At 62.2% G+C, this 11,640-nt stretch carries 9 protein-coding genes; 3 read left to right on the top strand and 6 right to left on the bottom strand.

Features of this window, described 5'->3' with window-relative positions; translation table 11 throughout:
- Positions 1–9: 9 nt before the first annotated feature.
- The 4 genes from AXW84_RS22535 to AXW84_RS22520 all read right to left on the bottom strand — a co-directional run bounded on the left by AXW84_RS22535 (position 10) and on the right by AXW84_RS22520 (position 6,027).
- Complete coding sequence (locus AXW84_RS22535; protein ID WP_068238656.1) at positions 10–1,245, bottom strand: glycosyltransferase family 4 protein; 1,236 nt, start codon at positions 1,243–1,245, stop codon at positions 10–12.
- The gene (locus tag AXW84_RS22530; protein WP_068238654.1) at positions 1,242–2,822 is read right to left on the bottom strand and encodes a lipopolysaccharide biosynthesis protein; all 1,581 of its coding nucleotides are present in this window, start codon (positions 2,820–2,822) and stop codon (positions 1,242–1,244) included. The genes AXW84_RS22535 and AXW84_RS22530 overlap by 4 nt, the downstream gene beginning before the upstream one ends.
- Positions 2,823–2,861: 39 nt before the next feature.
- Complete coding sequence (locus AXW84_RS22525) at positions 2,862–5,249, bottom strand: polysaccharide biosynthesis tyrosine autokinase (protein ID WP_068238652.1); 2,388 nt, start codon at positions 5,247–5,249, stop codon at positions 2,862–2,864.
- 64 nt (positions 5,250–5,313) lie between these two features.
- The gene (locus AXW84_RS22520; RefSeq protein ID WP_162268278.1) at positions 5,314–6,027 is read right to left on the bottom strand and encodes a polysaccharide biosynthesis/export family protein; all 714 of its coding nucleotides are present in this window, start codon (positions 6,025–6,027) and stop codon (positions 5,314–5,316) included.
- A gap of 436 nt (positions 6,028–6,463) precedes the next feature.
- Here AXW84_RS22520 and AXW84_RS22515 point away from each other — a divergent pair, with 436 nt between their 5' ends.
- Both AXW84_RS22515 and AXW84_RS22510 read left to right on the top strand, forming a co-directional pair.
- Positions 6,464–7,015, top strand: coding sequence for a hypothetical protein (locus tag AXW84_RS22515; RefSeq protein WP_068238648.1), 552 nt, complete (start codon positions 6,464–6,466; stop codon positions 7,013–7,015).
- A 333-nt stretch (positions 7,016–7,348) separates the two neighbouring features.
- On the top strand, positions 7,349–8,551 hold the full coding sequence (locus AXW84_RS22510) for an OmpA family protein (protein ID WP_068238645.1): 1,203 nt from the start codon (positions 7,349–7,351) through the stop codon (positions 8,549–8,551).
- A gap of 89 nt (positions 8,552–8,640) precedes the next feature.
- Here the strand turns inward: AXW84_RS22510 and AXW84_RS22505 are convergent, their stop codons facing one another.
- Positions 8,641–9,549 (bottom strand): glycosyltransferase family 2 protein, encoded by a 909-nt coding sequence (locus tag AXW84_RS22505; RefSeq protein ID WP_068238643.1) that lies wholly within the window; start codon positions 9,547–9,549, stop codon positions 8,641–8,643.
- A 2-nt stretch (positions 9,550–9,551) separates the two neighbouring features.
- The gene (locus AXW84_RS22500) at positions 9,552–10,910 is read right to left on the bottom strand and encodes a flippase (protein ID WP_236943203.1); all 1,359 of its coding nucleotides are present in this window, start codon (positions 10,908–10,910) and stop codon (positions 9,552–9,554) included.
- Positions 10,911–11,314: 404 nt separating this feature from the next.
- Here AXW84_RS22500 and AXW84_RS22495 point away from each other — a divergent pair, with 404 nt between their 5' ends.
- On the top strand, positions 11,315–11,575 hold the full coding sequence (locus AXW84_RS22495; protein ID WP_068238641.1) for a hypothetical protein: 261 nt from the start codon (positions 11,315–11,317) through the stop codon (positions 11,573–11,575).
- The last annotated feature ends 65 nt before the right edge of the window (positions 11,576–11,640 follow it).

Raw genomic sequence — 11,640 nt, 5'->3', positions numbered from 1 at the left:
CAGGCTATGCTATACGGATTGGGCTTCCACAGCCGCTACGGGCAGCGGGGCTACGGGGGCCCCGGCGGGGGCTAGCCCGGACGCTTGGCGGTAGAATGCCACTGTGGAGCGCACCATCGCGGCCACGTCGAAGCGGGGCCGGGCGTAGGCGTACTGGCGCTGCTGCAAGCCGCGCAGCGCGGCGGGGTCAGCCAGCAAATCGGCCAACTGGGCCGCCACCGCCGCGGGGGTAGTGGCCTGCGGAATGGAGGCTTCGGGCGTGGCGGCCAGCAGCTCGGGGCTACCGCCAGCGGCTAAGGCCAGCACCGGACAGCCGGCGGCCAGCGCCTCGATGACGGCATAGGGACAGTTTTCGCGGGCAGCGGTGTGTACGTACACGTCGGAGGTGTGCAGCAGGGCGGCCACCTGCGTGTGGTAGCCGAGCAGCACCACGTCGCTTTCCAGGCCGTGCTGGGCGATGAGGACCCGCAGCATCGCCTCGTCTTCGCCCTTGCCCACCAGCACCGTCACGCAGCCGAGGTGCAACTGCCGCAGTTCCGCGGCCACGGCCACCAAGTACTGCTGGTTTTTGCGGGCTTCAAGCTGGCCGATGTTAAGGATAATGGGCCGGCCCGGAAATAGAGCCCGCAAATCGGGCCCGTTGCCAGCCGGGGCCCCAGCGGCGGCGGGCGGCGCAAAGGCGGCCATGTCCACGCCGTTGTGAGCGATGGCCGTTTGGGCCCCGGCGGGCAAAAACGGCCGCGTGAGGCGCAGCGCGTACTCCGAGATTCCCAGGAAAAACTGGGTGCGGCGCAGCAAAAAGTTGTACCACCGCACCTCAAAGCGGGCCGCCCGGCTCGCCGGCGGCAGCCCTAACTGAATAACTACTTCCTCGCCCGGGTGGTCGTTGTAGTGGCCCGTCACCACCACGGGCACCCGGTCGCGCAGGGCCAGGCGGGCGGCCCAGCCGCTGGCCACGTCCTGGGCATTCACCACATCGTAAGCCTGGCGGCGGTCAATGGCAAAATAAATTTCGGCTACCTGGCCCAGCTCCAGTCCCACTCGCTTGCCCAGTTGGCCGGGCAACAGCCCCAGCCCACGGCGCACCGCGCCGATGGCACGGCGCACCCACGGCTTCAGGTCGTCCTGCGTCACCACAGTAACGCGGTGGTCTTGGGCGCGCAGCAGGGCCGCCAAGCGCTCGTAGTGCACCCGCACGCCCGAAGCGGCGCCTGGCACTTGCAGCGAAGTGAGCAGGATGTTCATTGCGCGAGCGGCTGGTCGAAGGTTTCGAACACGGGCGACACACTAGGCCGGCGTTCCAAAAACGCCGTGTAGCGGGCCAGGCCTGGGTGAGCCGAAGCGGGCATCTGGCGCAGGCCGCGCAACCGCACCAGGCTTTGCTGCAACATGGGCCGCAGCTCGGCCGAGGGCCAGCGCAGCACCACCGCGCCCAGCACCAGGGCCCCAGCGGCTATCTGGGCAAGCAGGGCCACCAGGGCGGGCGCGTGCAGCGGGCGCACCAGCGTGGCCACCGCCAGCAGGCCCAGGCCCACAGCGGCGGCGTTCAGCACCCCCGGCTTATAAATGGCAAACAGCCGGCCGTACGGGATGCCGATATCGCGGTGCGTGATGCGCATGTAAAGGAAGGTGCGTACCACCTCGCCCGTGCCGATGGCCCCGGCAATACCGGCTAACCCGTAGCCCTTCAGGCCCCAAAAGAGCCCCGCCAGCAGGGCCATAAACTCTAGATTTAGAATGGTTTTTTGCTTCAGGTTGGCCCGGGCGTCGGCCACTACGCCGGCAAACAATGTGGTCATACTCAGAGGAATCGACAGGCACAACACCCGCAGAATGGGCACCGACGCCGCCCACCGGGGCCCCAGCAGCACCTGCACTAGCTCGGGGGCGGCCACGGCTACGCCGGCGCACACGGGCAGCACCACGGTGGCCACCAGCGTGCTACTGGTGAGGTACAGGGCCCGGGTGCGGGGCAGGTCGTCCTGGATTTTGCTGAAGGCCGGGAAGGCCACCCGCGCCAAGCTGTTCGTCAGGAAATACATGGGCAAATACAGCAGCATGTAGGCCCGGTTGTAAATGCCCAGCAGCACCGAACCCAGCAGTCGCCCGATCAGCAGCGTGTCGAGGTTTCCGTTGATGAACTCCAAAAAACCCACCACCGACACCCGCCCGCCGTAGCCCAGCAGCCGGGCGTAGGGGGCCCGATCGAAGATGAAACGCAGCGAGTGCCGTACCACCAAGTAGTTCAGCAAGGCCGCGAAAAATTGCTGGGCCAAGCTGGCCGCTACCAGGCTCCACACACCCGCGCCCAGCATGGCCAGCGTAATGCCCACGCCGCCGTAGCCCAGCACGTAGGCCGCCACTTCCACCTTGGCAATGACCTCGAAGCGCATTTCGCGGCGCAGCAGGCTGGTGGCGGTAGCCCCCAGGCCCACAATTATAAAGCCCAGCGCCTGCATCCGCACCAGTGGTACCACGGCTTCGTTTTTTAGGAACAACACCGCCAGCGGAGCCCCCAGCCAAGCAATGCCCGCCACGGCCAGCCCCAGACCCAGCGACGCCGTGAAGGTGGCCCGCACGTCGTGGGCATCAATTTTGGCGCGCTGCACCAAGGCGTGGCCCAGGCCCATTTCGGCGAAGTAGCTGCCGAAGCGCAGCACTACGCCCGCCATGGCCACCAGCCCGAAGGCGGCGGGGTCGAGTAGGCGGGCCATCACGGCGGTGTAGCCAATCTGCATCACGGCTGTGAGCACCGTGGCCGCCGTTGTCCATTGCACGCCGCGCACGGCGGCCGAAGACAGGTTTTGGGTGGTTACGGCCATAGCGGAGGCAGAAGAAAATGGGCGTACCTGCCGGGGGCCCTACGCCCCATATTTATAAGCGTTGGCTTTGTAGCGGTACTCGTAGGTGTTAGCAAAGCGTACGTCGTTGATGAGCAGGTAGAGCTGCTTCACCTTGTGGTCGCGGTGCATTTCGCTGATTTGGCTCACCAGCGAGCGGTCCGTGTAGTTCTGGCGCACCACGTACACCTTGGCGTCGAGGTATTGCAGTAGTACCAGAAACTCTGACACGTAGCCCAGCGGCGGAATATCCACCAGCAGGTAGTCGTATTCGCTGCGCAGTTGCTGCACCAGTTCACCCAGCCGCGCGCTTTCAATCAAGCGCGTGGGGTTTTGGGGCAGTGGGCCGCAACAGAACACGTCAAGGCCGGGAATGCTGGTGGTACTGCGGGCCTCGGCGAGCGTGCTAGTGCCTTCCAAATAGGTGCTAAGACCATGCTCGGCGCGGCGGTCGATGCCGAAGTAACCGGCTAGCGTGGGCCGGCGCATATCGCACTCCAGCACCGCCACCCGGCGGCCGCTCTGGGCCAGCTCAGCGGCCAAGTTCACGGTGCAAAAGCTCTTGCCCTCGCCCGGCACGGAAGACGTAACGCCAATCACGCGCTTATCGAGGCCGGCCGAGAGGTATTGCAGGTTCACGCGCACCGCCCGGAAAGCTTCCGCAATGGCGCTGCGCGGGTCGTGCAGCATGGTTTGCTTGTCCTCATCGGAGCCGTGCGGAATGGCCCCCAGCAGCGGAATGCCAGTGAGGCGGGCCAGGTCTTCCTTGCTTTGCACGCGGCGGTTGGTTTTGTCCTGCATCAGCACGAAGGCGGCCGGCAGCACCAGGCCGGCCAGCAGCGCCAGCAGGCCCACTAGCAGCGGCTTGGGCGCCGAGGGCCCCAGGCCGTTCTGCTTGGCGGCATCCACAATTTTCTTGTCGGTGGCGTTGGTGGCCAAGGCAATGGCCGCCTCGTTACGCTTCTCCACCAGGTAGTTATAGTTCTTTTCGTTGAACTCCGAGTTGGTGCGCAGCGAGCCAAGCTGGCGCTCATTTTCGGGCATCCGGCTCAGCTGGCCGCGCACCTCGCCCAACTGCTGATCGGCGTCGCGCAGCGAGCTGGTCGATGAGTTTACCAGCCCGGTCAGGGTTTGAATAAGCAGCTCCTTGGTCGTGCTGATCTTCTCGTCCAGCACCACCACCAGGGGGTTAATTTCGCTGGCGTTCACAATCAGGGCCGCGCGCTGGCTGCCTAGTTCCGAAAGCTGCTGGATGAGGCCAGTCGTGGCCGGGTCGTCGATGCCGCCGCTGCTCAGGGCCGTTACGCTGCCGGCGCCGCGGTGGGCGCGCAAATAGGAGAGCATGTTTTCGTAGTAGCGGCGGTTAGTTGCCAAGCGGTTGCGGGTTGCGGTCAGCTCGTTTTGCTGTTGAATGCCCACGCCCGACTGGGCCCCGGCGTCCACCACGCTGTTTTGCGAACGGAAGGTGCTCAAATCCTGGGCGGCACGCGTTTTTGAACCCGACAGCTTATTGATTTCATTGTCGAGAAAGGCCAGGGTTTTGCTACCCACTTGGTTTTTCTGATTTAAGTCGTCCTGCACGTAGGTGGCCATCAGCGTGTTGAGAAACTGGGTCTCCTTGGCCGGCACGGTGCCTGAGGTGGTCAGCTCCAGGATGCGCGACTCGTGGTCGGTGGGGCGCACCTTGAGGCGGGCCTGGTACTCGGCCGTGAGGCTGGCCAAATCGTTGAGCTTGAAAAAATAGTTGGCTTTACTACCGCCTAGCTGGTCAGGCTCGGGGCGGAACACCACCGTCAGCAGCGGGCTGCGCAGCGTGTCGCCGGCGGCCACAGTCTGGTCAAATTCCACGTCGGCCACCTCGCGCACCAGGTCGCCGGTAGCCAGCTGGCGCAGCTGGCCACGCTTAGCGTCGGCGTGCACCCGAAACTTATTGCCCGGCAGCGTTTCCACGTAAATGGGGACGCCCGTGAGCTGGGGCCGGCCCGGCACGGCCACCACCCAGAAGGGCATGTCGCCGGCCGCCCGCTCGCGCACTTGCAGCGGCCGCACCAAGTTCAGCCACGAGCTGGGCTCGGCGTAGTAGCTCACCGAAAACGGCAGCTGGGCCAGTGTGCGCCGCATCATGCCCGACGAAGTAAGGAGGCCTACTTCGTCTTCCAGCTTGAGGCCCTTGGGCTTGCTATCAAGCAGCTGCAACAGCTCCTGGGCCTGCTTAGAGCCCGTCGATTGGTCGCCGATGAGCAGGGTGGACTGGAAATCGTACACCGGGGCTTTCACTTGCAGGTACACCCAGGCCAGGGCCCCGGCGATGGCCAGGGCCGCGACGAACCAAGTCCAGCGGCGGCGAAGCTTGAAGAAAAGCTCGTGTAAATCTAATTCGGCAGCAAAAGGGGCAGGACGCGCTTCCATAAGTATCCAGAGGTATATCTAGCTTGGGTAAAAACCCAAGAGTCAATCGGTTAAACCCGTTTATTTATTTGGTAAGGTAGCTAATCAGCAGCACAATGGCAGAAATACCGGCAAACACCAGGCCTAAATTATTGGCATTGCCCCGGTCCGTGCGCGCTTTCAGCGGTTCCACGTACAGGGCATCGTTTGGCAGCAGGTAGTAATAAGGCGATTGCAGCAGGTTAGGGTCAGTTAGGTTTATCAATACGACTTCCGACCCCTTAGCGGTTTGCCGAACGAGCTTCACATTCTGGCGGTTGCCGAATTCGGTAAGGTCGCCGGCCATGCCCAGGGCTTCGAGCACGGTGGCCTGTGGGTTGTAAATGAAGTAACGGCCCGGCAAGCGCACTTCGCCCAGTACTGTGATTTTAAAACTCAGCAGCTTCACCAGCACATTGGCGTCGCGCACGTAGGCGCCCACCTTCTGCTCGAGCAACGCCTGCGCCTGAGTCAGGCTGAGGCCCGTCACCTTGAGGCGGCCCACCGTGGGCAGGTTGATGGCACCGGCCTCGTCGATGGGGTAGCCCGTGAGGTAGAGGGTGCTGGGGTCGCCCGACACCATGCTCTGGGGCCCCGGCACGTTAAAAATTTCGCTTAGGGCAGGCTGCACGCTCTGCACCCGGATGCTGAGCACGTCGCCGGGCTGGAGCAGGTACGCTGGGCGGGCATTGACCACCTCCACTGGTTTTTGCGTCGAGTAGCCATTGCCTTGCAGATACGGCAGTTTCTGCTGCGTCACGCAGCCCCCCAACCCTAGCAACCATACCCAACCTAGCAAGCGCAATCGGAGAAATGACATCATGAGCGAAATATTCAATAAGCTGAATTAAGAAGATATAAAGCAGTTTTGCAAACTTTGCGACAAAAATAGTTCGGCCGTGGCACTACGTTGCCCGTGCGCATTCCTCAAAGAAAAGCCCCCGACCGATTGAATTCGCTGAGGCATACGGATTTTAGTCCATCGGCGGTTGCGCAATAAACCTGCCATTTGGCCCGCACCGCGCCCGAAGCCTCGCCCACCGCTGGGCCCGCCCCGCGGAAACTCCACAACGCGCCCCACCGTAAAGCGGCGCAACGGTTGGGCTAACGCCTTGACTACTTGGGGCGGCCCCCTGGGGCTTGGCTGTCCAGCGGCCAGCCCCTTACTTCGCATCGTCCAATAGCCCGCCCCCGCCATGAAGAACCTTTTTCCCGCGCTCGTTTTTTTGTTGGTCGCCACCGGCTGCAACTCCTCCGCCCCGTCAGACAAGACCGCCGCCGGGTCACCGGCGGCGAAAGCCGCCGCCCCCAATGATACTTTGCAGCAGGCAGTGGCCAAGTACGTGGCGGCCCACGCCGCCGCCTTCCCCGGCTACGAGCCCGTGCGCTGGGGAGCCCCCGCCGCCTACACCAAAATAAACGAAGCCGCCGTCAAGGGCGTGGTAGCCATGCAGGCCTTCGACGATGCCCTGACGCCCCGCAACCAAGCGCTGGCCAACTACAAAGCTTCGCTAGCCCGCCACGACGCGCCGGCCAAAACCGCTGCCATCATGGCCCTCTACGGTAAGGCCAACAAGCACAACGACTCGCTGCTGGTCATTGCCAACAGCTTCATTGGCGTGAAAGACTCGGCCCGCCTGGGCACCCAGCTGGTGCACGCCTACCGCGCCCAAAACAAGGCCGGGGCCTTGGTCCTCGACAGCGCTACGTTCGTAGTGTACCCCGGCGGCCGCGTCGAGCAGCTGTAGCTCTGACCCGGGGCGCGGGCATCGGGGCCAATTTTTTCGGATACAAATAATATATTTTCTTTAATATACTTTATATTTGAAGAGAACAAACTGCGCAGTTTTATGTGGCAACGCGCTGAGGAAACTGTAATTATCCGCTACGCCCCGCAGGCTCGGGGACTTAAAAAGTCGCTTGGCACGCTGCATGCGCTGCTGGGGCGGGCCCCGGCAAAAACCCGTTTTGCATCTTTAGCCAGGGCCCCATCCTCAGCAGGCCGGCTTTCGTATGTCCGGTTGGTACTGAAGCCATAAAAACCAGCACCTTTTCTCTTTAATCCTTCGCCTCCCCCTGCTATGGCCACGCTACACAACATGCCGGAAGACATCAAAAACTTCCTTCGGGCGCACGGCCCAGCCCCCACTGGGCCCCTAGCGGCCGAGCACCAAGTGGGCGTGCAGCTGGCCATTTCGCGCGTAGCCGACCTAGTCATGAGCACCTTTAAGGAGCTGGCCGGGCAGTCAAGCGGCCGCGACTCGCTTTGGACTGCGGCCCGCGCCGCGCATGCATCGCCACAGCCCAATGCTGATGCAGACCTGGTGAAAACTGCACTTGACGACCGCTACCACGGCAAAGTGCACGGCGTAGCCACGGCCGCTGGCATCCAAACCGCATCGGTGAACCAGCTGGTGGAGCAAGTGAGCGGCGCGGCGCTCAGCATTATGGGTGGCCTAGTGGCCCAAAACGACTGGACGGCCCAAGAGTTGAGCCAGTGGCTGCAGTCCCAACCGAGCGTTGCATCGGCCGTAGGGGCCCCGCTAGCCAACGCCGAATTTGCCGCCGCGCCCGCGGCCGCCCGCTCAGCCGCCGGGGCCCCGTCATGGGTAACGCGGCACGCCGGCGCGCTGCTGCTGGGCGTAGGCTTCATCGCGGTGGCCGAGCTTGGCTACATTCTGGGCACCCGCAACCCCGAGGCCGAAGTGGCCGCGACGGCCGCCGCCGAGCCGGGGCCCCCGCCGAGCCGGCCCTACACCGCTGTGCCGGTGGCCAGCCTAACGTCGGCGGCCGACGCGGCCCGAGGCAAAACGGCGGTGCCGGTGGTGCTCAAGCTAAAGAACGGCGTGCGTCAAATCATCGGGTCTAACTCAACCGAGAGTAAACTTTACCAGTTCCTCATCGATCCTACCAAAGAGGTTGATCTAGTAGATCCTTCCAAAGGCTGGATTGGTTTTGACCGCATTTATTTCGAATCCAACAAGGCCATCCTAACCAACGAGTCGCTGTGGCAGCTCTCCAACATCGCCAGCATCCTTAAGCGGTTTCCGGCGGCCAAGGTGAAGCTGGGCGGCTACACTGACAGCTCGGGTAGCCCCTACACCAACTTGCGCTTAAGCCAGGAGCGCGCCAAGGCAGCCATGACGACCCTCGTGGGCATGGGCGTGCCGGCCAACCGCTTGACGTCGGCGGGCTACGGGGCCCTCGATAACCTGGCCAGCAACGACACTGAAGAAGGCCGCTCCCTCAACCGCCGCGTGAGCCTTCAAGTGGTGCAGAAGTAAAGGCTCCGGCGCCTTTTTTAGCCGAAGCGTAGTCAATAAAAAGAGCGGCCTGAGTAGGCCGCTCTTTTCGTTTAATAACTTACTGGCAGCTACTTATTGCGCCATTTGTAGAGTTGCAGCGTGCGGATCGTATCGGGCCGCTTGCGGAAATTGCCGGTTAGGCTATCAAGGGCGGCCTCGCCGTAGAGCAGGAAGTTGTAGAGGCGATTGGCGCGCTGGGCGCGGGCCTGTTGCAGGGTGGCTTTGGCGGCCCAACTGGCGTACAGCACCCGGCCCAGGGTGTTGCCGAACTGGTTTTGCAGCACGCGGCGCTGGTTGCGCACGGCGTAGTACTGCTTCCAGGCGGCGGGCCACGGAATACCGTCGCGGTCGAACGAGGCGGGGTGGTAGAACACGCTGCTGGGCACCGTTACGATGGGGAAGCCGTTCTTCTGGGCCCGCGTCATGTACTCCACCTCATCGCCCCAAATAAATAGGTCTTTGTCGGGTATGCCGATGGTTTCCACTACGTTGCGGTGCACCAGCGTTCCGTTGAAAAACGAGGCCACGCCGTAAATCAGGTCTACGCCCGTCATGTCACTCACCTTGCGGTAGGCCTGGTTGGGGCGGTCCACGAAAAATGCTAGCTCGTCGCGGCTGTTCACGCTCACCGACATCGAATTCTTGATGCAGGGCCCCAGGTTGGGCGAGGCCAATAGCTGGGCCAGGGCGTCGGGCGCGGCCAAGCAGTCGTCGTCCATGCACCAAATCCAGGTGTGGCCGGCGCGGTACGCCGTGTCGATGCCCGTGGCGAAGCCGCCGGCCCCGCCCAGGTTGGCCTGGGTCGTCACCAACAGGTCGGGCTGGGTGGTCAGCCACTCGGCCGTGCCGTCGGTGCTGCCGTTGTTCACAATGAAAATAGCGTCGAGCTTGCGCGTCTGTTCGCGCAGCGTGTCGAGGCACTTTTTGAGGTCGGCCAAGCGGTTGTAGGTAACGACCAAAGCGGCAATTGTTTCCATAACTACCTGTTTTTAAACGCTAATACGCGTGATTTAGTAAATACGATGGCCTCGCGCAGGTGCGAGACCTTGATGACTTCGATGCCTTTCCAGCGCAGGTATACGTACATGGCTCCCGTGATGTAGGCCTCTGTGAGCACTAGCGCGTAGGCGGCCCCCACATGCGCGTAGCGCCGGATAAGCAGCATGTTCAGGGCCAGCCCCACCATCGAGCCCACGGCCGTGACCGTGAAAAAGGCGCGGTCCATGCGCAGGTTCAGCATGGTGTGCAGGCCCAGCAGGTTGCTCATGCCGATGATGAGTGGCAGCAGCGCCACGATGCGCAGTACTGTGACGGCCCCCGCGAACTTGGCCCCGTAGAGTAGCGTGATGACGTAGGGCCCCACCAACCATAACCCCGCGCTCACCAGGGCCATCACAATGAAAAGCGGGAAAAACGTGGTACGCACCATGCGCAGCCCCTGCTCGCGCCCCTGCCCAAACGCCTGGGCCACAATGGGAAAGAACGCCTGGTTGAGCGCCAGTCCCACAAACGACTCGGCCATACCTTCGAGCCGCGTGCCGGCCGCGTAGATGCCTACGTTGTAGGGCAAGCTGAGCAGGCCGAGGATGAACACGTTCGAGCTGGCGTAGATCGTAATCATCACCGACGAGAAAAACAGCGTGCGGTCCTCTTTGAAGCGGTTGCGTAGCTCGGGGCCCGTGGGCCAGCTAAACTTGATTTTGAAGCGCCGCACGGCTACGTAGAGCGCGGCCACGCTTACCAAAATTTGCGACACGCTGATGGCCAGGTTCTGGTACACGTAATCGTCGGCCTTGCGGATAAGCAGCAGCACCGACAGCGAAAAGATGAGTTTCACGGCCAAGTTGAACATGGCCACGCGCCCCAAATCTTCCATGGCCTGGTACAGCCAGAACGGCGAGAGCACCGTGCCGATGCACACCAGAAACGTGCAGATGTGCAGCCCCAAATGCCCCTTGAACTCGGGGTTGGAAAGCGTAACGATGGTGAACACGACCACCGACAGCGCCCACAGCAGTGCCTTGCCGGCCATTACCTGGCTGAAAATGCGGCTGGTCGCTTCGGTATCTTCGCGGTTGGCGGCAATGACGCGCACCGCCGCCATGTCGAAGCCGTAGTTGATGAGCAGGCTGAAATACGTGACGTAGGCCTGCGAAAAGTTGAGCAAGCCCAGCTTATCGGGCCCGATGATGCGCACCACGTAGGGCACCGTGAGCAGCGGCAGCAGGAAGTTGGCCACCTGCACGCTGAACAGCGACGCTACGTTGACGGCGAAGCGGCGCATGGTGGGCTTGGCCATGCCCGCCTCGTTCTTAACAATGGTAATCTCGTCGCTCACTAAAACGGGTTGAATGGTGGCAAAAAACCACAGGGCGGGCGCCTGCGGAGGCGGGCCCGGGGCCCCGGGCCCGCCTCCGCAGGCGCCCTACATACGGAGGCAACCCGCTTTCAGTCAGATGATTTACGAAATTAGGAGCGGCCTCCCGGTTTTTTTCAAATAACTCTTACTTTTCTTAAATCGATTGTTCTCAACATTTTTTTAGGGCAATCATCAATTAGTTAGCTGGTTAATTATATAGATTTTTTATAATGTTTAGTTGCACTTTTGTTTTAAAATTCATAAAAAAACTTTGCTCCACTTGTTATTCGCCGGGGATCGGGCTCTGGGGCAAACTGGGAGTGCGGGCTAAGCGGTTACTTTGCGTTTCTAACTACATATATCTCACTTTTTATCACCCCCTTATGATTCGAATTATTCTCGTGTTGCTGTGCGGCTTGCTTAGCTTGGCCGATGCCCAGGCAGCCGCCGCAGCCAGCGTCCCCACCGCCGACCACCACCCGCGCTACAAAGCCTACAAGTACCGGGGCCAGTCGCGCAAGCGCAACGCCCGTATGGGCTTCTTCGCCCGTCGCCGGGCCCGGCGGCAGGCCCGGCGTGCCCAACAACCCAAGCACCGTGGCGTCATCAAAGTAGGCGACCTGGAAGGCACCATGCCGAAGTAACCGCCCTACTGCCGAGACCTCGGTGGGGCCCCACAACAAAAACAGCCGCCCAAAATTGGGCGGCT

This window comes from Hymenobacter sp. PAMC 26628, from assembly GCF_001562275.1.
In the GTDB taxonomy this organism is placed as follows: Bacteria; Bacteroidota; Bacteroidia; order Cytophagales; family Hymenobacteraceae; genus Hymenobacter.
The sequence above is the reverse complement of the archived record's forward strand: the minus strand, read 5'-3'. Positions and strand labels throughout refer to the sequence as shown.

Bases quoted from the DNA above. Each gene is read 5' to 3' on its own strand.
- AXW84_RS22535 (WP_068238656.1), bottom strand. From the start codon at position 1,245: ATGAACATCCTGCTCACTTCGCTGCAAGTGCCAGGCGCCGCTTCGGGC.
- AXW84_RS22530 (WP_068238654.1), bottom strand. From the start codon at position 2,822: ATGGCCGTAACCACCCAAAACCTGTCTTCGGCCGCCGTGCGCGGCGTG.
- AXW84_RS22525 (WP_068238652.1), bottom strand. From the start codon at position 5,249: ATGGAAGCGCGTCCTGCCCCTTTTGCTGCCGAATTAGATTTACACGAG.
- AXW84_RS22515 (WP_068238648.1), top strand. From the start codon at position 6,464: ATGAAGAACCTTTTTCCCGCGCTCGTTTTTTTGTTGGTCGCCACCGGC.
- AXW84_RS22510 (WP_068238645.1), top strand. From the start codon at position 7,349: ATGGCCACGCTACACAACATGCCGGAAGACATCAAAAACTTCCTTCGG.
- AXW84_RS22505 (WP_068238643.1), bottom strand. From the start codon at position 9,549: ATGGAAACAATTGCCGCTTTGGTCGTTACCTACAACCGCTTGGCCGAC.
- AXW84_RS22495 (WP_068238641.1), top strand. From the start codon at position 11,315: ATGATTCGAATTATTCTCGTGTTGCTGTGCGGCTTGCTTAGCTTGGCC.